Below are 20,596 nucleotides of genomic sequence, written 5' to 3'. Positions count from 1 at the left end.
AAGCGGAACGACGGGACCCGGACCTATAGACTGAAAACCATGTTTTCTAAGGTGAGCGGTCCCGTCCGGCTCGCAGATCAGGTCGCCGCGACCCTCTCGGAGGAGATCGAGTCGGGGCGGCTGGCCGAGGGCGACCGACTGCCGACAGAGGTCGAGCTGGTCAGACAGTTGGGCGTCAGCCGCACGGTGGTGCGCGAGGCACTGTCGCGGCTGCGCAACGCGGGCCTGATCGAACCGCGCCAGGGCATCGGCGTGTTCGTCCTGCCCCGGCGCACCCGCCCGCTCGACCTCGAGGCCGCCGACACCAAGGCGAAGGTGCTGCAGATCGTGGAGGTGCGCCGTGCCATGGAGGGTGAGGCGGCCCATCTCGCGGCCTCCCGGGCCACGCCCCTCGACCTGGCACGGATGCGTCAGGCCCTGGACGCGATCGACTCGGCGGTCGCGGCCGGCGGCGACGGCGTGGACGAAGATCTCGCCTTCCACCGGTCCATCGCCGAGTCGACCGGGAACACGGTGATGGTCTCGACCCTGCGGTACCTGGGCGATGTGTCGCGCAGCGGTATCCGCGTCACGCGTGCGAACGAGGCACGCCGGAACGACTTCATCGAAGCGGTCCGGGCGGAGCACCACGCCATCCTCGCCGCCATCGAGGCGCGCGACCCCGAGGCGGCACGCGGGGCCGCACGCCTCCACATGGATCACGCCGCCGCCCGCCTCCAGGACGCGGACGACGGATTCTGGACCGACGCCGAGGACATCGAGGTGGATCTCGACGCCGCACCCTGACGAGCCGGTACGACCGCCGTGGCCGGTCGGACGGCCGGTCCGGGTCAGGGGGATTCGCGGCCGGTGATGCCGCGGAGGATCTCCTCGGTGTGCTGTCCCAGCAGGGGCGGGGGCAGCAGGTACCGCGCGGGCGTCGCGCTCAGGGCGACGGGGTGTGCGACCTGACGGGAGATCCTGCCTCCTTCTGTGCCTGCGGCGTCGGCGGGCAGGTCGACGACGCCGGGCAGGCCGAGTTCGTGGGCGAAGCCGAACGCCTCGTCCAGGTTGTTGACCGGGCCGGCCGGTACTCCGGCGGCCAGCAGGACCGCCGACCAGTGGTCCGCGCCGCCGGTGCTCAGCAACCGGGTCAGGATCTCCCCCAGTTCGGTGCGGTGGGCGACCCGGTCGGCGTTGGTGCGGAATCGGTCGTCGAGAGGGAGACCGGGTTCGCCGAGGACCTCGGCGAGGACCGCGAACTGTTTGTCGTTGCCCACCGCGAGGGCGAGCGGACGGTCCCCGGTGGGGAAGGTCTCGTACGGGGCGATGCTCGGGTGCGCGTTGCCCATGCGGCCCGGGACCACACCGGCGACGGCGAACGCCGAGGCCTGGTTGACCATGCCCGACAGCAGGGAGCTGAGCAGGTTCACCTCCACGAGCTGCCCCTCGCCGGTGGCGTCCCGGTGCCGGAGGGCGGCGAGGATGCCGAGTGAGGCGTGCAGCCCGGTGATCACGTCCACGAGGGCCACACCTGCCTTCACCGGCTCCCCGTGTGCCTCCCCGGTCACGCTCATCAGGCCTCCGGCGGCCTGCACGAGCAGGTCGTATCCGGGGATCGCGGCGCCCGCGCCGCTGCCGAAGCCGCTGATCGAGCAGTAGATCAGCTCCGGGTGCCGCGCACGGAGCTCCTCGTGGCCGAGGCCCAGCCGCTCCATCGTGCCGGGCCGGAAGTTCTCCACGACGACGTCGCACTCGGCGACCAGGGACCGCGCCTGTTCGCGGCCGGCGTCCGTGGCCAGGTCCAGGACGACCGACCTCTTGTTCCGGTTCACGCTCAGGTAGTAGGTCGACGTACCGTCGTGGTCCGCCGGAGGCTGCCAGGCCCGGGTGTCGTCCCCGACGCCCGGCCGCTCGATCTTGATCACGTCGGCGCCCAGGTCGGCGAGGAGCATGGTGGCGTAGGGTCCCGCGAGAATCCGGGAGAAGTCGGCGATGCGCACGCCGCCCAGTGCGCTCCGTCCGTCCGGCATGTTGTCCTGGGCGCTCACGCACCCTCCTCTCTGATCGCGGGGCCCGGTCTTCATCACCGTCGGGCTGGGCACTCCGCGCACCCGGTGTATCACCCAATGACTACGATCGGACACCCGGCATGTCCCTGGTCGGCCGCTGGACGATGACGACGTGAACCTGCGGAGGATGAGATCACCATGACGAAAAGGGACGGCGCGATCGGCGCCCTCTTGCCGCGCGACATTCCGGCGCGGGACATCATCACTTTCGCCCGACGGGCGGAGGAACACGGCTTCGACGAGCTGTGGGTGGTGGAGGACCTCGGCTACCGGGGTGGGCTGGTGCAGGCGGCCACCGTCCTCGCCGCCACGACGCGGATCCGCGTCGGCGTCGGACTGCTGCCGGCCGCCGCCCGCAATGTCGCCTTCGCCGCGATGGAGATCGCGAGCCTCGTCCAACTGCATCCCGATCGCGTGGACATCGCCGTCGGCCACGGCATGCCCTCGTGGATGCGCAGCGTCGGAGCATGGCCCAAGAGTCCTCTCACGCTCCTGAGCGAGTACATCACCGTCCTGAAATCGGTACTGAGCGGCCGACCCGTGCACCACGACGGGCAGTACGTCCGCATCGACGGCACGCACCTGCACGAGAGCGCGACACCGGTCACGGCCCCCGACGTCCTGGCCGGCGTGCGCGGCCCCAAGTCCCTGGCCGTGTCCGGTGAGGTGGCCGACGGCACCCTCCTCGCGGAGCCGGTGACCCCCGCCTACGTACGAGAGGCCCTCAAGCACATCGCCCCGACCCGCCCGCACCGTCTGGTCGCCTACAACATCGCGGCGATCGACGAGGACCCCGCCGTCGCGCTGACAGCGGTCCGCCCCGCCCTCGAAGTGGTGGGAGAACCGGACTGGCGGCCCCACATCGCCCCGCTCCCCTTCTACGACGAACTCGTCGCCCTGCGCTCCCGCTGCGACAGCCCGCAGGACTTCGCCCGCGCCCTGCCGGACGACTGGGTGGGGCAACTCGCCGTGGCGGGCACACCGGGGCAGGCCCGGTCCAGGGTGACGGAGTTGTTCGACGCGGGCGTCACCAGCGCTGTCCTCACCCCGGTGGGCGACGACTACCTGGCGTCACTGGATTCGCTCGCGGCGATCCTGTGAGCAGTCCACCGACACGCGTGAAAGAGCAAGTTTCTTGATGGACCCGGCCACGCGCCGCCGCCGAGCGGCGCTGTTCCTCTTCTTCCTCATACCCGGACTGTCGATCTCCTCGTGGGTGACCCGGACGCCCGACATCCGGGATCAACTCGACGTCTCGACGGCCCAGATGGGCATCGTCCTGTTCGGGCTGTCCGTCGGCTCCATGATCGGCATTCTCAGTTCCGGAACACTCGTGGCCAGGTTCGGCACCCGGCCCGTCATGGGCGTCGCGACGCTGCTGATCATTCTGAGCATGGCGGTGATCGGCGGCGGGACGATGCTCTCCTCCGCCCCCGCGACCACCGCCGGGCTGTTCCTCTTCGGGGCCGGTATGGGCGGTGGGGAGGTGGCGATCAACATCGACGGTGCCGACGTCGAGCGGATCACGGGGCGGACGGTACTGCCCACGCTCCATGGGTTCTTCAGCCTGGGCACTGTCGTGGGGGCCGCGTTCGGCATTCTGTGCACCGCTGTCTCCTGGCCGGTGCAGTGGCATCTGGCCGGCATGGCCGCCGTCACGGCGGTCATGTTCGCCCATGCCTTCCGAGCCATTCCCCACGCGGTCGGCAAGACCCGGGACCGCGGCGGCTCGCGGCCCGACGCCGCGCCGGCCGAGGTGCGGGTCTGGAAGGACCCGCGGCTGCTGCTGATCGGCGGCGTCATCCTGGCGATGGCGCTGGCCGAGGGTTCGGCCAACGACTGGCTGCCCCTGCTCATGGTCGACGGCCACGGCGTGGACCCCGCCCTGGGGTCGGCCGTCTACACGGGCTTCGCCGCCGCCATGACCATCGGCCGCTTCGCCGGAGGACTCCTCATCGACCGCCTCGGCCGCGCCCCCGTCGTCCGGGCCAGCGCGGTGTGCGCGACCCTGGGAATCGCCGTCGTCGTCTTCGCCGACTCGGCCGTCCTCGCGGGGGCCGCCGTTCTTCTCTGGGGCCTGGGAGCCTCGCTCGGCTTCCCGGTCACCCTCTCGGCGGCCGGTGACTCCGGGCCCGACTCGGCCGCGCGTGTCAGCCTCGTGGCGATGATCGGCTATGTCGCGTTCCTCGTCGGGCCCCCGTGTCTCGGCTTCCTCGGCGAGCACTACGGGCTGCGCGTCGCCATGATCGTCGTCCTCGCCTTCACCGCCGTGGCGATCGTCCTCGCTCCCGCCGTCGGCAAGCGCTCCGCCACGGCCTCACCGGCCACCGAGTCGGCAACCCGGCCGTGAGGGAGTGAAGGCAGAGGCCCTCACCGGTCCTGAGACAGGGAGACGAGTTCCGCGAAGAGTCCTCCGGCGTTCGCCAACTCCTCGTACGTGCCCTGTTCGATGACACGTCCCTGGTCCATGACGAGGATGCGGTCGGCGAGCTTGGTGTTCTCGAGTTGGTGGGTGACGACGATCGTCATGCGCTCGGCGGCGATGCGCTTGATCTCCAGGAAGATGGCGTGCTCACCGCGGGCGTCCATCTGCGACGTCGGTTCGTCCAGGATCAGCAGCGGGGTCCGCCTGTAGAGCACCCGGCCGCACGCGAGGCGCTGCCACTGCCCACCGGACAACTCGGCACCGCCCCACAGCTCTTTGGCGAGAAGGGTGTCGAGCCGCCGAGGGAGTTTCTCGATCGCCTCGCGCATGCCGACGGCGTCGACGACATCCCACACCGGTCCGTCGTCGTTCGTCCGTGGCTGGCCGAGGGTGATGTTCTCGCGGGCGCGCAAGGGCCAGCAGGCGAAGTTCTGGGGGACGAGCGCGGTGCGGTTCCACACGGCGTCGGGATCGGCCTGGGCGAGGTCGATGTCGTCCCACAGGACGCGGCCCTTGTCGGCGAGCAGGATGCCGGTGATGAGCTTGGTCAGGGTGGACTTGCCCGAGCCGTTCTCGCCGACGACGGCCAGGATCTCGCCTCGGCGCAGCGTGAGCGACACGCCCGCGACGGCGGGCTCCTCCTTGCCCGGGTACCGGAACACGACCTCGTCGAGGCGGATCTGATCCACGCGTTCCGGGACGGCCGATGCCCCGCGCCTGGGGGCGCGTTCCTGTGCCATGTCGAGGAAGGAGCGCATGTCGGCGAGGTAGAGCGAGGTGTGGAACAGGGCGGCGCCGTGGATGACGAACTGGGACAGGGCGGCCAGTGTGGTCTGGACGGCGATCACAGCGGTGGCCGCGACGGGCAGGGCGATACGGCCGGTGGCGGCCAGCCAGGCGAGGGTGGACCAGGTGCACAGCAGGAAGGTCCCGCCCAGGGCGCCGGCGCCCAGGGAGATGCGCAGCATGCGCGGCGCGGCGGTCAGGGTGCGCTGGTCGATCCGGTCGGACAGGGCGCGGTACCAGTAGGTGAGGTAGCCGGTCATGCCGTTGGCGCGGACCTCGTCGCCGAAGCGGGAGTAGGTGGCCCACCAGCGCATCATGGAGCGCACGTTGCGGTCGCCGAGGTTGAGGTAGTGGGTCTCGTAGTCGACGCGTGCGGACAGGACGGCTCCGGCGCCGGCCGGGAGAACGGCCAGCAGGAGCAGGGGAAGCAGCAGCGGGTGCAGTGTCGTGACCACGCCGCTCGCGGCGATCATGCGGATCAGGGCGGACATGAAGCTCGGCGTCCTGGACCATCAGCCGGGTGCGGGTGACCCCGATCTCGGCGGCCTCCTGCCGGTCGGCGAACCCGTCCTCGCCGTAGGCGCTCGACTCCACTCGGCACACCGCGGTCACGAGCGCGATGTCCGCCTCGGTCATCAGCAGCGGGGTGATCCTTCCGTCGGCGTACGAGGACAGGGCGCTGCTGACGCGACCGATGGCGGCGGCCGCCGTCACGACGATCAGGGCGGGCAGCGCGGCGTGCAGGCGTTCGGGCACGGTACCGGTGCCGAGGATGTGGGTCATCGCCTGTGCGGTGAAGGCCAGGACGACGGCGGCCGCGGTGCCGGTCAGCAACTGGCAGGCGAGGAGCAGAACAACGCCGGGCCTGTCGACGGCCCATGCCATCCGAGCGGTGTGGACGAGCACGGAGGGCAGCCGCCGGCACATCGCGCCGAAACCGGCGTCTGCCAGCGGGTTCTTGCCGAACTTGCCCTCGAAGCTGATGGTGGCCGGCGGTGGAGGAGGCGGCGTCTTCGCGTTGTCGGTCGAGGTGTCAGTCACAGTCACCTGCATCCCTCCTCAGGGTCGATGCCGCGCCTGGGTGGCTCGGCGGTGCACGGCATAACGACCCGGCAGGGGATTCGAACGCGAGCGATTCCGGACGCGTGCGGTCCCGGACATGGCAAGGGCTCGGGCGCGTGAACGCCGCGTTGAAGCCGCCGGCGGGCGGCCTGGATTGTCCGAAACACCGATGTCTGAAACGCGAGTGACGGATGAGGTTCAGGGCTTCCCGCCGCGTGTCTCCGGGCTCCATCGCGCGGATCAGCGAAGCGCGTCGACCGCGTACAGGGCGCCGAGCGCCGTCGCCAGGGTGCCGAGGGCGAGGCGGAGGAGGGGCTCGGGCAGGCGCGGCTGGAGGCGGGCTCCGAGGTAGCCGCCGATGAGACCGCCGAGGCCGCAGGACAGGCCGAGGAACCAGTCGGGGGCGATGCTGCCGCTGTGGGCCAGGGACAGCAAGGCGTAGGTGGCGGCGCCGATCACCGAGGTGGCGAAGGTGGAGGCGAGCGCGGCCGGGGCGACCTTGGAGACGGGGACACCGCGCCCGACCAGGACGGGGCCGAGGATCGAGCCGCCGCCGATGCCGTAGATGCCGCCCACCACGCCGACCGCGAGGGCCAAGCCGGTGACCGTCCGGGGCGCGGGCTCGGGGCGCCGGGTCTTGGGGGGTGCGGGGCGCAGGGTCCGGGCGACGAGCCAGATGCCGAGCGGCAGCATCAGCGCGGCGACCAGGAGGCGAAAGACGCCCGGGCCCGGAAGGGCGAACACCCGGATGACCGCCCCGAGGACGACCCCGGGCAGGGTGCCCAGCACCAAGCGGCGGACGAGAGGTCCCGCCAGGGCGCCGTCGCGTCGGTAGCGCAGCAGGGCGCCGGGGCCCGCCACCACGTTGTAGAGCAGGTTCGTGGGCGTGACAGCCGGGTTGGGCACGGCGAAGAGGCTGAGCTGCACCGGGAGCAGGAACACCGCCCCGGAGACGCCGACCGGCGCGGTCACCACGGCTATCAGCATCCCGACCGCGAGGCCGGCCGCCCCCAGTTCCCACCCCACCCGATGCCCCCACGCTGCCTGTTCCGCTCGGCTTTCCGGCGACAGCGTAGATCGCGACCTCTCCGCCGCCCGGTTCCAGGGCGCTGAAACCATCGTGAAACCGCGCTGAATGCGCCCTGCCGCACGCTCTGCGGCATGACCTCGACGACATCGCACACTCTCGCCATCGCGGCCAAGGGGCTGCGCAAGGCCTACGGGGACAAGACGGTCCTCGACGGCATCGATCTGGCGGTACCGGCCGGCACGGTCTTCTCCCTGCTCGGTCCGAACGGTGCCGGCAAGACCACCGCCGTCAAGATCCTCTCCACCCTCATCACCGCCGACGCCGGCGAGCTGCACGTCGGCGGACACGACCTGGCCGCCGACCCGCAGGCCGTACGGGCCGGGATCGGTGTCACCGGGCAGTTCTCCGCCGTCGACGGCCTGATCACCGGCGAGGAGAACATGCTCCTCATGGCGGACCTGCACCACCTGCCCAGGCGGGAGGGGCGACGGGTGGCCGCCGAACTGCTGGAACGCTTCGACCTCACCGACGCCGCGAAGAAGCCCGCCTCCACCTACTCCGGCGGCATGAAACGCCGCCTCGACCTCGCCATGACCCTGGTCGGCAACCCGCGGATCATCTTCCTCGACGAGCCCACCACCGGCCTCGACCCCCGCTCCCGTCACAACATGTGGAGCATCATCCGCGAGCTGGTCTCCGACGGGGCGACCGTCTTCCTCACCACCCAGTACCTGGAAGAAGCCGACGAACTCGCCGACCGCATCGCCGTGCTGAACGACGGCACGATCGCCGCCGAGGGCAGCGCCGAGGAACTCAAACGCCTCATCCCCGGCGGGCATGTCCGGCTGCGCTTCACCGACCCGGACGCCTACCGGTCGGCCGCCTCCGCCCTGCGCGAGGTCACCCGCGACGACGAAGCCCTCGCACTGCAGATCCCCAGCGACGGCAGCCAGCGCGAACTGCGCTCCATCCTCGACTGGCTCGACACCGCCGGTGTCGAGGCCGACGAGCTCACCGTGCACACCCCCGACCTCGACGACGTGTTCTTCGCCCTGACCAGCACCACCACCGTCCCCAGTCAGCTCAGCCAGTCCAAGGAGAACGTCCGATGAGTTCCCTCGCCCTCGCCGTGCGCGACTCGTCCACGATGCTGCGCCGCAACCTGCTGCACGCCCGCCGCTATCCGTCGATGACGCTGAACCTGCTGCTCACGCCGATCATGCTGCTCCTGCTCTTCGTCTACGTCTTCGGCGGCGTGATGAGCGCGGGCATCGGCGGCAGCGGCGCCGACCGCTCCGACTACATCGCCTACATCGTCCCGGGCCTGCTGATGATGACCATCGGCAGCACCGTGATCGGGGCCGCGATCGCCGTCTCCATGGACATGACCGAGGGTCTCATCGCCCGCTTCCGCACGATGGCGATCTACCGGGGCTCCCTGCTCATCGGGCACGTCGTCGGCAGCGTGCTGCAGGTGATGGCCAGCCTGATCCTCGTCGGTGCCGTCGCCGTGGCCATCGGCTTCCGCTCCACGGACGCCACGCTCCTGGAATGGATCGCGGCGGTGGGACTGCTCGCCCTGTTCTCCCTCGCCCTCACCTGGATCGCGGTCGGCATGGGCATGGCCAGCCCGAACCCCGAGGCGGCCAGCAACATGGCCATGCCGCTGATCCTTCTCCCGCTCATCTCCAGCGCCTTCATCCCGGCCGACACCATGCCGGGCTGGTTCCAGCCGATCGCCGAGTACCAGCCCTTCACCCCCGCCATCGAAACCCTGCGCGGTCTGCTCCTCGGTACCGAGATCGGCAACAACGGCTGGATCGCCGTCGCCTGGTGCGTCGGCCTCAGCGCGCTCGGCTACCGCTGGTCGACGGCACAGTTCAACCGCGACCCGAAGTAGCGGCAACCGACATGACGGCGCGGGCCGCATCCCGCAACTCATTCCGCTCCAGGGCGGCGTACTCCGACACCGCGTCGGCGTAGGCCGCCGTGTCGGCGTTCTCGGCCGCCCGCCGGGCCCGGGCCGCCGACATCGTCGGCTGGAAGTCGCGCAGCACCCGCAGCCGTTCGGCCAGCGCGATCATCCGTACGGCCGAGGCGTCGCCGGAAGCCAGCCCCGCCATGCCGAGGGCGTGCAGCGCCGTCCCGTACCGAAGCTCCATGGGCGAGCCGGCCGGACCGTCGAGCATGGTCCGCAGCTCCTGGCGAAGCCGGTCGACCACGTCCGCGACCGGCTCGAGACGGCCGACGTGCGCGTGCGCCGTCACCGCCGCCGACCGGATCTGCAGCACCCACCGGTCGAGGAAGGGATCGCCGCCGTCCACCGGGCCGACCTCGGCCATCCCCTCCACGGCGCTGCGCCACAGACCGAGCCCGACCTCCGTCAGCCCGCGTGCGAGCGCGATCTCGGCGCGCGCGCCGAGGCCGGGGCTGTGGAAGTCCTCCTGCAGCGGGGCGTTGTGGCCCTCCGCCTGCCGCAGCCAGTACTCGGCCTCGTCGGGGTCGCCGCGGTGCAGGCAGGCGAGGACGAGGCCACCGCGTACGCCGATGGAGTCGTGCTCGTCGCCGAGCCGCGGCAGCGCCTCAAGCGCCGCCTGGAGATGCTCGTACGCGGCCTCGCCCTGCTCCGTCCTCAGGCACAGCTCGCCCAGCCGGGCGTGGCCTATGACCTGTAGGAACGGGTTGTCGACCGGCGCGAGTGCGGCGATGACCCGCCGCGCCGAGGCGTGCGCGCCATCGATGTCGTGCTCGTACTCCCAGACGTAGGTGGCGACGCACTCGGCGATGCCGGCGAGCAGCGGCTGCTCGCTGTCGCAGAGCTCGCGCAGCACCGCGTAGTCGGGCGGCCGCATCTCGGGGACCGCGCCCAGCACGATCGCGATGGCGCGCACCAGGGTGTCCGGCGGGGCCGGGGGCAGCCGCCGGAGGGTGACGAGCTGGCGTACGACGTGCGGGCCGTAGCCCATGAACAGGGTCGCCGTGGACAACACCGCGGCGGCGCGGGCGACTTCGACGTACTCGGGCTCGGGGTAGTAGTGCGACAGGGGCGGACCGGTGTCCGCGGCGAGGGTGGTGAGGCGGGTGAAGTTGGAGCCGGTGGACCACAGGGCGGTCAGGACCGCGGTGAGGGCGGCGATGGCGGGGCCGTCCGTACGGGCCAGGGCGTGCCGCAGGGCAAGCACGAGGTTGTCCTGCTCGGCCCTGACCAGCTCCCAGGCGGACAGCGGTCCCGAGCCGAAGAACCAGTCGTGGTGCGCGACCCCGAAGTCCCGCGCCCAGTCGAGGAACCGGTCGACGGCCTCCTCGTCCTCGCCCGCCTCCGTGCGCCGGGTCGCGCTGAACTCCCGTACGGTCTCCAGCATCCGGAACCGCACACCGGCCGGGGTGTCGGCGACGGTGAGCAGTGACTGGTCGGCCAGCTGCTCCAGCAGGAACAGCGCGTCCTCGTCCTCGCCCAGGACCTGTTCCGCCGCCTCGCCGGTGAAGCCGCCGGGAAAGACGGACAGCAGGCGCAGCGCCGCTCTGGCCTCCTCGTCGAGGAGGTTCCAGCTCCAGTCCACGACGGCGTGCAGGGTGCGGTGACGTTCCGGCGCGTCCCGCGCCCCGCCGCGCAGCAGCGCGAACCGGTCGCCGAGGCGGCGGGCGATCTCCGGCACCGACAGCACCCGTACCCGCGCCGCGGCCAGTTCCACGGCGAGCGGCAGCCCGTCGAGGTGACGGCACAGCTCGGCCACGGCGTCCGGCGGCAGCTCGACGCCGGACCTGGCGGCCCTGGCTCGCTGGGTGAACAGCTCGACGGAGGTGGCGAGCCCGAGCTCCGGCAGCGCGTACACCGCCTCCGACGTCAGGCCGAGGGGGGCCCGGCTGGTGGCGAGCACCCGCAGGTCCTTCGAGGACGAGACGAGGGCGCGTACGAGGCCGGCGGCGCCGGCGATGACCTGCTCGCAGTTGTCGAGCACCAGCAGGGCGGGCCCCGAACCGAGCACGCCGAGGATGCCGGACACGGGGTCGTGGCCGGTACCAGGGCCGGGCAGCCTCTCGCCCGCCCCGAGCGCGGAGGCCACCTCGGCGGCCACGTCCGCGTCCTCGGTGACACCGGCGAGCGGCACGAAGTACACCACGCGCTGCTCGGCCCGGCGGCTGACGGCGTGCGCGAGCCGGGTCTTGCCGAGGCCGCCGGGGCCGACGACGGTGACGGCGCGGGAGGCGCGCAGCAGCCGCTCCACCGCCGCGATGGCCTCGTCCCGGCCGAGGAGCGGGTTCGGCTCGTGCGGCACGCCGTGCCGGACCGCGGGCGCCTCGCCGCGCAGCAGCTCCCGCTGTACGGCCTTGAGCCCGGCGCCGGGATCCGTGCCCAGCTCGTCGCGCAGCTCGCGGCGGTAGGCCTCGTACCGCGTCAGCGCGGCGGACGGGCCGGACGTCGCGGCCTCGCCGCGCAGCAGTTCGGCGAGCACTTCCTCGTCGCGCGGATGGTCCGCGGCGGCCACGGCCAGCGGTCCGGCCGCCTCCGCGTGCCGTCCGAGGCGGGCGAGGGCGAGGGCCCGCGCGCGGACGAGCGCGCCGCGGAAGGGGGCGCGCTCGGTGCGCAGCGCGGTCAGGGGGTCGTCGGTGGCCTCGGTCTCGGCAGGGGTGCCCTCCCAGAGAGCGAGCCCGGCGTCGGCGGCCGCCAGCGACCCGGCATGGTCCCCGGCCCTGCCCCGGTCCGAGCTCGCGGCGGCGTGCAGCAGCAGGGCGGAGCTGTCGACCTGGTCCTCGGCGAGGGCGAGCCGGTATCCGGTCGGCGTGCTGGCGATGACGTCGGCGCCCAGTTGCGCCCGTGCCCTGGACACAAGGACCTGCAGCGCCTTTCCCGGCCGCTCCGGCAGCTCGTCCGGCCACAGCCCTGCCACGAGCCGCTCGGTGCTGCAGCCCGTGCGCAACTCGCCCGCGAGCAGCGCGAGGAGGCCCCGGAGCCGAGGCGCGGTGACCTCCTGTCCGCGGTAGGCGACACGCGGCAGCAGGGTCAGGTCGGTGGTCATCCGTGCAGATTAGCCAAGGCCCGGCCGCCGGAACTCGCGGCCTTGACGGCGCGGTGGCGCGCTACGCCGCCCGCTCCGTCGCGCAGGAGGCGAGCAGGGCGCGTACGGCCTGGACCGCGGCCCCGGTCAGGGAGGGGTCGGAGCCTCGTCGGGCGAGGGCGCTGAGCCGGACCGGCGGGACCGCGGGCAGGCCCCGGTACGGGACGAGCCCGTCGGGGTTCTGCCCGCCGGGGACGGCGAGCAGTGCGGCGCCGAGCCCGGCGCGGGCCGCGTCCAGGACGCCCGCGAGGTATCCGGCCTCGGCGACCACCGTGGCCGGCATCCGGCGGGCGGCCAGTTCCGTGAGGGCGCGACGGCGGATGACGCACGGCGCGTTGACGGCGACCAGGGGCAGTTGCCCGGTGGCGGGCGGCTGCCAGCCCGGGGCGGCGTACCAGCGCAGTGGGAGATCTCCGACGGAGGTGCCCTCGGTGGTGGTCGCTTCGGTGACGTAGACGGCCAGGTCGAGCTCACCGCGTCCGACCGCCTCGGTCAGCCGCGCCGAACGGTCGATCCGCACCCGCACCTCGGCATCCGGCCGGACCTCGCGGACGGCGTCGGTGAGCGCCGGGAGGATCTGGTCGGCGCCGTGTTCGGTGGCACCGATGACGACGGTCGCGGCTGCTGCCCCTTCCTCGCCCAGGAGGCGCTGGACGGCGGCGTCGTGCGCCCCGAGGATCAGCCTTGCCTCTTCGAGCAGTTGGGCGCCGAGGGCGGTGAACCGGGTCTTGCGGCCGTCGCGTTCCACCACGGGATGCCCGAGGGCCTTCTCCAGGCGTCGTACGTGCTGGCTGACCGCGGACTGGCTGAGCGCGAGTTCCGCGGCAGCCCGGTGGAAGCCGCCGTAGTCGGCGACGGCGATGAGGCTGCGCAGTGCCACGATGTCCAGAACCGGCCGCATGGCCGCAGGCTAGCACCCATCGATGACGAATCCTGATCGGTTTTGATGGCGAATCGTCGTTGGACGTCGGTCTCTTGCCTCGTGCATGCTGAGCGCATGCTGCGTTCAGCCCTCGTGACGGCCCGCCGGCCGCGCGCCCACCGCATCGGACCCTGGCCGTCGGCCACCGGGTCGGCGGCGCGCTGCGGCGCGGGTGCCTGGCTGACCCAGCGGCGCGTGGTCGACTTCGGCCGCAGCGGCGCCATGCGCTGTCGCTGACCCTTTTCGCCCCTCGAGCGCGCCCCCTTCGAGCGCACCCCGCTTCGCCGCTCGCGCGATGCCGCGTACGCCGCGCGGGCTCCGCACCGCCGTGCGCCGCTTCTCCCCTCCTCCCTGCCCGCCGCACCGCCATGCCCTGCCCGGGCGTCGCCGCTGTCGATGAATCGAGTTGCCATGAGCTCTTCTCAGTCTGTCCACTCCTGGGACGAACCCGAAGGAATCGCCCCGCGCGGCACCCTCGTCGTCCTCCCCGGCCGAGGTGAACACGGCGGTGTGTACGAGCGGTTCGGCCGCCGTATCGCCGCCGACGGGTACCGCGTACGGGCCCTGGGGGACGCCTCCCTGGACCCGGTGGCCGTCATCGACGCCGCGGCCAAGCTGCTGCGCGACGAGACGCTGCCCGGCCCGCGGGTGCTGGTCGGCTCCGACACCGGCGCGTCGTACGCCGCGACGTCGGCCGCCCGCGACATCCCCGGCCTGGACGCACTGATCCTCGCCGGCCTGCCGACCGGTATCGACACGGGCATCACGGTGCCTGACTGGGAAGGCGAACTGGAGCAGCGCACCGCCTGCCCCACGCACCGGGGCCGGCTGACCGCCGACACCGCCTTCCGGCGTGGTGCCCTGGAGGCCCCCGCGGCACAGGAACTGCCCGCGCTGGACCGGATCTCCCTCCCGGTGCTCGGTCTGCACGGCGCCGACGACGGCGTCAGCCCCCTCGAAGAGGCCCGTCGCGTCTACAGCGCGCTCCCGGAAGCGGAGCTGGTGAGCCTGGCCGGGACCCGGCACGACGTCCTCAACGACGTCACCCACCGCACCGCCGCCGCCACCGTCGTGCTCTTCCTCGAGCGGCTGCGGCTCTCCCCCGGCCTGGCGCCCATCGCCGTCGCCGAGGACATCGCATGACCGCGTTCGAGACCCGCCCCGTGCTGACCGGCGCCGTCGAACTCGATCTCCTGCTGCGCAGCGGTGATCCGGCCCCCGTCGTCCTCGACGTGCGGTGGCGGCTCGGTGATCCGCACGGCCGCGAGCACTACCTCAAGGAGCACATCCCCGGCGCCCTCTACGTCGACCTCGACACCGAGCTCGCCGCTCCCGCGACACCGGAGGGCGGCCGCCATCCGCTGCCGGACCCGGCGTCGCTGCAGGCCGCGGCGCGCCGCTGGGGGCTGAGCGCAGGCCGTCCGGTGGTGGTCTACGACGACAACGGCAACACCGCGGCCGCCCGCGCCTGGTGGCTGCTGCGCTGGGCCGGGGTCGAGCAGGTGCTCCTGCTGGACGGGGCCCTGGACGCCTGGCGTGCGGCGGGGCTGCCGACGGCGAGCGGCGAGCCGGAGACGCCGGCACCCGGCGACATCGTGCTCAGCCCGGGGCAGTTGCCCGTCCTGGACGCGGACACGGCGGCCGAAGTCGCCCGTGGCGGCGTGCTGCTGGACGCACGGGCCGCCGAGCGGTACCGGGGAGAGGCCGAGCCGGTCGATCCGCGCGCCGGACACATCCCCGGCGCCCGCTCCGCCCCGACCGGCGACAACCTGGCGGCGGACGGCAGCTTCCGTCCCGTCGAGGACCTCGCGCTGCGCTTCACGAAGCTGGGCGCCGACGACGCGACCGAGGTCGGTGTCTACTGCGGCTCCGGCGTCACGGCCGCCCACACCATCGCGGCCCTGGCCCACGCCGGCATCCCGGCCGCCCTCTACGCCGGCTCCTGGTCCGCCTGGTCCGCCGACCCCGCACGCCCCGCAGCACAGGGAGAACAGCCGGGCTGACCCCCTGCTCCCCGTCCCCTTCCGAGAGGCCCCTCATGCCCTCCCCGCACTCCGCGGTGTCCGAACCCTCCTTGCCCACACACGGATCCGCACCACCGACACCCGCCGCGCAAGAAGCCGCGGCGCCCACCGGACCGGCGAAGCCGCTCCGCCCCACCGCCACGAAGACCGCCCGCCCCGGCACCGCGCGCAAGCGGTCCCGCTTCCGTGTTCCGCGTGGCGTGCGCCGGGCCTCCGGGCCCCTGGGTTTGGTGCTGGTCTGGTTCCTGGCGAGCTCTACGGGCGTACTGCCCGAGTCCGTGCTGGCCTCCCCCGTGGACGTCGTCCGGCGGGCCGGCGACCTGATCGGCACCGGTGAACTGCCGCAGGCCATCGCCGCGTCCGGTCGCCGCGCCGCGACCGGGTTCCTCATCGGTGCGACCGTCGCGCTCGCGCTGTCGCTCACCGCAGGGCTGTTCCGGCTGGGCGAGGACGTCATCGACGCGTCGATGGGCATGTTCCGGGCCATTCCGTGGGTGGGTCTGATCCCGCTGTTCATCGTCTGGTTCGGCATCGACGAGACCCCGAAGATCGCGCTGGTCGCGCTCGGCGTCACCTACCCGCTGTACTTCAACATCTACGGCGGCATCCGCTCGGCCGACGCCCAGCTCATCGAGGCCGGGCGGATGGCGGGGCTCGGCCGAATCGGTCTGGTCCGGTACGTGATCCTGCCGTCCGCGCTGCCCGGCGCCCTGGTCGGCCTGCGCTACGCGCTGTCCACCGCCTGGCTTGCGCTGGTCTTCGCCGAGCAGGTCAACGCGGACGCCGGCATCGGCTATCTGATGAGCAACGCCCAGCAGTACTTCCAGACCGACGTCATCGTCCTGTGCCTGGCCGTCTACGCGGTGCTGGGGCTGCTGTGCGACTTCGCCGTGCGGCTGCTGTCGCGGCGGCTGCTGGCCTGGCGGGCCTCGTTCGACGGCGAAGGAGCGTGAGGGAGCGATGAGCACGACTGTGAGCACTCAGGTGGAGGTACGCGGCCTGAGCCGCGCCTTCGACGACAAGACCGTCATCGACGATCTCGATCTCACCATCCGTCAGGGCGAGTTCGTCGCCCTGCTCGGGCACAGCGGCTGCGGGAAGTCGACCCTGCTGAAGATCCTCGCCGGGCTGGACAGCGAGACCGAGGGCGAGGTGACCGTGCCCGAGCGCCGCTCGGTGGCCTTCCAGTCGCCGCGGCTGATGCCCTGGCTACGGGTGTGGCGCAACGTGGTGCTCGGCCTGCCCCGCTCCAAGGACCGGTCGCTCGCCGAGCGCTATCTGGCCGAGGTCGGCATCGAGGAGTACGCGGGCCGCTGGCCCAAGACCCTCTCCGGCGGCCAGGCGCAGCGCGTGTCGCTGGCACGGGCGCTGGTCCGCGAGCCCGAACTGCTTCTGCTCGACGAGCCGTTCGGCGCCCTGGACGCCCTCACCCGCGGCCGGGCGCAGCGGCTGGTGGCCGACCTGTGGCAGCGGCACGGCTGCACGGTGCTGCTGGTCACCCACGACGTGGAGGAGGCACTGCTGCTCGCCGACCGGGTCCTGGTGATGGACGGCGGGCGGATCGCCTACGAGGCCGAGGTCGGCCTGAGGCGGCCCCGCGAGCTCGGTTCCCCCGACTTCGTACGGCTGCGCGGCGAACTGCTGCGGCGGCTCGGCGTCCACGACGCCTCGGCGCCTCGCGAAGAGGCCACGACAGAAACGGCACCCACCTCATGACCCGCACGACCACGCGCCGCACCCTCGGCGCCGCGCTCTCCCTGACCGCCCTGCTCGCCACCACCGCCTGCGGCGGGAACAGTGAGGCCGCGTCCGACGGGAGCGGCTCACAGACGCTCACCATCGGCGACCAGGCCAAGAACCTCCAGACCCTGTTCAACGCCTCCGGCGCTCTCAAGGGGGCGTCGTACAAGGTCAAGTGGGCCGAGTTCGAGGGGGCCGCGCCGCTCTTCCAAGCCGTGCAGGCCGGGGCCGCCGACACCTCCTACGCCGCCGACCTGCCCACGCTCCAAGCGCTGTCCGGGGGTGTGCCGGTGAAGGCGGTGGGCGCGCTGCGCAACGACGGCACGCACACCGGGATCGTGGTGCGCGGGAACTCGTCGGTGAAGAGCGTCAAGGACCTCAAGGGCAAGAAGGTCGTGGTCTCCTCGGCCAAGGGGTCCATCGCCGAGTACCTGCTCGCGCACGTACTGGAGCAGGCCGGGCTGAAGTACTCCGACGTCAAGGTGCAGTACCTGCTGCCGACGGATGCCCAGGCCGCGTTCACCTCCGGCAAGATCGAGGCCTGGGCGACCTTCGGGGTCTACAAGGCCGTCGCCGAGCAGCAGGGCGGCCGCCTCCTGGTCAACGGTGCCGACGGGCGGGTGAGCGGCTACGGCTTCATCGGCGCCTCCGAGAAGGCCCTCGCCGACCAGGGCAAGAAGGCCGCCATCGCCGACTACCTGCGCCGCCTGGACAAGGCCCTGGCCTGGTCGCGCAAGCACCCGGACGACTACGCCAAGGCGATCCAGCAGAACAACGGGGCCTCCCCCGCGATCGCGAAGACACTGGTGAGCCAGTCCAACGGCGAGCTGCTGCCGGTGAATTCGCAAGTCGTCGAGTCCGTCCAGAAGGTCGGCGACACCATGCACGGCATCGGTGTCCTCACCCCGAACCCGACCGTCGCCGACCACGTCGACGCCAGCCTCGTCAAGGAGTGAGCCCCGTCATGCCCGTCGAGTTCATCAGCGCCGTCCACCCCAACCCCGCCACCGAGGGCGACCCCACCTCGGGCTCGGGCATCGACGTCGACTACGCCCGCCGCTACGCCCGCGCCCTGGACGACGGCGGCTTCGACTACACCCTCGTCACCTACCACTCGGCCTCGCCCGACGCGCTGCAACTGGCGCAGTTCGTGGCGAACCACACCGAGCGCATCAAGCCCGTCCTCGCCCACCGCCCCGGCGTGATCTTCCCGACCCACGCGGCCCGGGCCCTGGCCACCCTGGACCGGATCAGCAAGGGCCGGCTGGCGGTGCACATCATCTCCGGCGGCAACGACGAGGAGCAGCGCCGCGAGGGCGACTACCTGAGCAAGGGCGAGCGGTACGCGCGCTCCGACGAGTACATCCGGATCCTGCGCGAGGTGTGGGCGGCCGACGGGCCCGTCTCGCACGAGGGCCCGTACTACCGCTTCGAGGGCTTCCGCTCCGATGTCACCCCGTACCACGGCACGATCCCCATCTCGGTGGGCGGCTCCTCGGAGGACGCCTATCGGGTGGGCGGGCAGCAGGGCGACATCTTCGGGCTGTGGGGCGAGCCGCTGAAGGAGACCGCCGAGCAGATCGCGGCGGTCAACGCGTACGCCGACGCCGCCGGCCGGCCCCGCCCGCGCATCTGGGTGTCCTTCCGCCCGATCATCGCGCCCACCGACGAGCTGGCCTGGGAGAAGGCGCACCGCGTCCTCGGCACGATCACCACGAACCACGAGGAGCGGGCAAAGCGGCGCCACTATCCGGCGGTCGGCCAGGGCACCCCGGCCAACGTCGGGTCGCAGCGGCTGCTGGCCGTCGCCGAACGCGGCGAGGTCCACGACCGCTGCCTGTGGACCGCGCCCGCCACGGCCACCAACGCCGCCGGCGCCTCCACGGCGCTGGTCGGCTCCCCCGAGACGGTCGCCAAGGCGCTGCTCGACTACGTCGACATCGGCTGCGAGCTCCTGTCCATCCGTGGCTACGACCCGCTCAACGACGCGATCGACTATGCCCGCCACGTCCTCCCGCTGGTCCGCCAGGAGCTGGCGCACCGCGCCGCCTCGGGGACGGCGGCGTGAAGCGGTCCGCTCCGGCCGCCCAGCTTCTCGCCGCGCTGCGCCGCGAACTGCCCGAGGGTGCGCTCAGTACCGGCTCCGAGGCCACCGCGCCGTACGCCGCCGACCGTTCGGGCAGCCGTCCGGACGGGGAGCCGCTGGCGGTCGTGCACGCCACCCGGGCCGAGCACGTACAGACCGCGCTGCGGCACGCGCACGAGCTGCGGGTGCCGGTCGTGCCGCGCGGGGCGGGCACCGGGCTGTCCGGCGGGGCGAACGCGGGGGCGGGCAGTGTCGTCGTCGACCTGTCGCGAATGAACCGGATCCTCGAACTGAGCCCCGAGGAACAGACCGCCGTCGTGGAGCCGGGCGTCATCACCGCCGAACTGGACCGTGCGGCATGCGAGTTCGGACTGCGCTACGCGCCCGACCCGGCGAGCGCGGCGATCTCCACGGTGGGCGGCAACATCGCGACCAACGCGGGCGGACTGCGCTGTGCCAAGTACGGGGTGACCCGGGACGCCGTCCTCGGGCTGGACGCGGTGCTCGCCGACGGGACGCTGATCCGGACCGGCCGGCGCACCGTCAAGGGAGTCACCGGCTACGACCTGACGGCGCTGCTCACCGGCTCCGAAGGCACCCTGGGCGTGATCACGGCCGCGACGGTGCGGCTGCGCCCGCTACCGGAGTCGACCGCCACCGTCGCCGCGTACTTCGACACCTTCGCCGAGGGCGCCGAGGCCGTGTCCGCGCTCACCGCCTCCCATGTCGAGCCCGCCATGGCCGAGCTGCTGGACGGTCCGGTCCTGGCGGCCGTGGACGCGGCCCAGGGCACGGATCTGCGCTCGCGAGGCGGTGCGCTGCTGCTTCTGCAGTGCGACGGGCTGTCCGCGGAAGCGGAGGCGGAGGCGGCGGCACGACTGCTGCGGAAGCATGCGGCGTCCGTCGAGACCACGACCGACCCGGTGGAGGCGGACCGGCTCCTCACGGCCCGCAGGCTCGTCCTGCCCTCCCTGGAACGCATCGGCCGGGTGCTGATCGAGGACATCGCGGTGCCCCGTGCACAACTCGCCCTCGCGGTACGGGAGATCGCGGCCGTCGCCGAGCGCCACGACGTACGGATCTTCACCTTCGCCCACGCCGCGGACGGCAATCTCCATCCCATCCTCGTCTTCGACCCCGACTCCCCCGACGTCCCGGAGGCTGCCTGGCAGGCGGCGAGTGACATCTTCACCACCGCCCTGCGCCTGGGCGGCACGCTCACCGGCGAGCACGGCGTGGGGACGCTCAAACGCCGCTGGCTCGCCGAGGAACTCGGCGCCGAGCAGCACGCGCTGCAACGACGGGACAAAGAGGCCTTCGACCCGCACCACGACCTCAACCCCGCCAAGGCTCTCAGAACGCCTCAGACAAGCTCTGACCGCCCGACAATCCCGGCGGCCCTCGGCCTGCTTC

17 protein-coding genes and 1 pseudogene are annotated in these 20,596 nt (G+C 72.4%); 13 read left to right on the top strand and 5 right to left on the bottom strand.

Annotated features, from left to right (window positions below):
• The first annotated feature begins 39 nt into the window (after positions 1 to 39).
• A complete protein-coding gene (locus ACFTZL_RS06550) occupies positions 40 to 786 on the top strand; it encodes a FadR/GntR family transcriptional regulator (protein ID WP_382579057.1) in 747 nt (248 codons plus the stop codon).
• 44 nt (positions 787 to 830) lie between these two features.
• On the opposite strand, the gene ACFTZL_RS06545 is transcribed toward ACFTZL_RS06550, so the two are convergent.
• The gene (locus tag ACFTZL_RS06545) at positions 831 to 2,012 is read right to left on the bottom strand and encodes a CaiB/BaiF CoA transferase family protein (RefSeq protein WP_382579097.1); all 1,182 of its coding nucleotides are present in this window, start codon (positions 2,010 to 2,012) and stop codon (positions 831 to 833) included.
• Positions 2,013 to 2,189: 177 nt separating this feature from the next.
• Between ACFTZL_RS06545 and ACFTZL_RS06540 the strand changes: the two genes are divergently transcribed.
• The gene (locus tag ACFTZL_RS06540) at positions 2,190 to 3,152 is read left to right on the top strand and encodes an LLM class flavin-dependent oxidoreductase (RefSeq protein ID WP_382579055.1); all 963 of its coding nucleotides are present in this window, start codon (positions 2,190 to 2,192) and stop codon (positions 3,150 to 3,152) included.
• Positions 3,153 to 3,189: 37 nt separating this feature from the next.
• Positions 3,190 to 4,401, top strand: coding sequence for an MFS transporter (locus tag ACFTZL_RS06535; RefSeq protein ID WP_382579052.1), 1,212 nt, complete (start codon positions 3,190 to 3,192; stop codon positions 4,399 to 4,401).
• Positions 4,402 to 4,421: 20 nt separating this feature from the next.
• Here the strand turns inward: ACFTZL_RS06535 and ACFTZL_RS06530 are convergent.
• Positions 4,422 to 6,309: pseudogene (locus ACFTZL_RS06530) on the bottom strand (ATP-binding cassette domain-containing protein).
• Positions 6,310 to 6,564: 255 nt separating this feature from the next.
• A complete protein-coding gene (locus ACFTZL_RS06525) occupies positions 6,565 to 7,311 on the bottom strand; it encodes a sulfite exporter TauE/SafE family protein (protein ID WP_382579095.1) in 747 nt (248 codons plus the stop codon).
• A 174-nt stretch (positions 7,312 to 7,485) separates the two neighbouring features.
• Between ACFTZL_RS06525 and ACFTZL_RS06520 the strand changes: the two genes are divergently transcribed.
• Positions 7,486 to 8,466, top strand: a complete 981-nt coding sequence (locus ACFTZL_RS06520) for an ATP-binding cassette domain-containing protein (RefSeq protein WP_382579049.1) — start codon at positions 7,486 to 7,488, stop codon at positions 8,464 to 8,466.
• On the top strand, positions 8,463 to 9,254 hold the full coding sequence (locus tag ACFTZL_RS06515; protein ID WP_382579048.1) for an ABC transporter permease: 792 nt from the start codon (positions 8,463 to 8,465) through the stop codon (positions 9,252 to 9,254). Before ACFTZL_RS06520 ends, ACFTZL_RS06515 begins: the two co-directional genes overlap by 4 nt.
• On the opposite strand, the gene ACFTZL_RS06510 is transcribed toward ACFTZL_RS06515, so the two are convergent.
• Positions 9,235 to 12,372, bottom strand: coding sequence for an ATP-binding protein (locus ACFTZL_RS06510; protein ID WP_382579045.1), 3,138 nt, complete (start codon positions 12,370 to 12,372; stop codon positions 9,235 to 9,237). The genes ACFTZL_RS06515 and ACFTZL_RS06510 overlap by 20 nt on opposite strands.
• 61 nt (positions 12,373 to 12,433) lie before the next feature.
• Entirely contained in the window at positions 12,434 to 13,312 is an 879-nt protein-coding gene (locus ACFTZL_RS06505; protein ID WP_382579042.1) for a LysR family transcriptional regulator, read from the bottom strand.
• A gap of 96 nt (positions 13,313 to 13,408) precedes the next feature.
• Between ACFTZL_RS06505 and ACFTZL_RS06500 the strand changes: the two genes are divergently transcribed.
• The 8 genes from ACFTZL_RS06500 to ACFTZL_RS06465 form a co-directional block, all read left to right on the top strand.
• A complete protein-coding gene (locus ACFTZL_RS06500) occupies positions 13,409 to 13,570 on the top strand; it encodes a hypothetical protein (RefSeq protein WP_184586773.1) in 162 nt (53 codons plus the stop codon).
• A 174-nt stretch (positions 13,571 to 13,744) separates the two neighbouring features.
• On the top strand, positions 13,745 to 14,476 hold the full coding sequence (locus ACFTZL_RS06495) for an alpha/beta hydrolase (protein WP_382579038.1): 732 nt from the start codon (positions 13,745 to 13,747) through the stop codon (positions 14,474 to 14,476).
• Positions 14,473 to 15,336, top strand: coding sequence for a sulfurtransferase (locus ACFTZL_RS06490; protein ID WP_382579037.1), 864 nt, complete (start codon positions 14,473 to 14,475; stop codon positions 15,334 to 15,336). The genes ACFTZL_RS06495 and ACFTZL_RS06490 overlap by 4 nt, the downstream gene beginning before the upstream one ends.
• A 35-nt stretch (positions 15,337 to 15,371) precedes the next feature.
• The gene (locus tag ACFTZL_RS06485; protein WP_382579034.1) at positions 15,372 to 16,310 is read left to right on the top strand and encodes an ABC transporter permease; all 939 of its coding nucleotides are present in this window, start codon (positions 15,372 to 15,374) and stop codon (positions 16,308 to 16,310) included.
• Between the two features lie 7 nt (positions 16,311 to 16,317).
• Positions 16,318 to 17,073, top strand: coding sequence for an ABC transporter ATP-binding protein (locus ACFTZL_RS06480; protein ID WP_382579031.1), 756 nt, complete (start codon positions 16,318 to 16,320; stop codon positions 17,071 to 17,073).
• Positions 17,070 to 18,053, top strand: coding sequence for an ABC transporter substrate-binding protein (locus tag ACFTZL_RS06475; protein ID WP_382579028.1), 984 nt, complete (start codon positions 17,070 to 17,072; stop codon positions 18,051 to 18,053). The genes ACFTZL_RS06480 and ACFTZL_RS06475 overlap by 4 nt, the downstream gene beginning before the upstream one ends.
• Before the next feature lie 8 nt (positions 18,054 to 18,061).
• The gene (locus tag ACFTZL_RS06470; protein ID WP_382579025.1) at positions 18,062 to 19,165 is read left to right on the top strand and encodes an LLM class flavin-dependent oxidoreductase; all 1,104 of its coding nucleotides are present in this window, start codon (positions 18,062 to 18,064) and stop codon (positions 19,163 to 19,165) included.
• Positions 19,162 to 20,596: FAD-binding oxidoreductase (locus ACFTZL_RS06465; RefSeq protein WP_382579023.1), on the top strand; the 1,435-nt coding region annotated here is incomplete at its 3' end. The genes ACFTZL_RS06470 and ACFTZL_RS06465, both read left to right, overlap by 4 nt.

It is taken from the genome of Streptomyces sp. NPDC056948 (genome assembly GCF_042674225.1).
Taxonomy (GTDB): domain Bacteria; phylum Actinomycetota; class Actinomycetes; order Streptomycetales; family Streptomycetaceae; genus Streptomyces; species Streptomyces purpurascens.
Note: the sequence above shows the minus strand (reverse complement) of the source record. Positions and strands in the feature narration are given on the sequence as shown.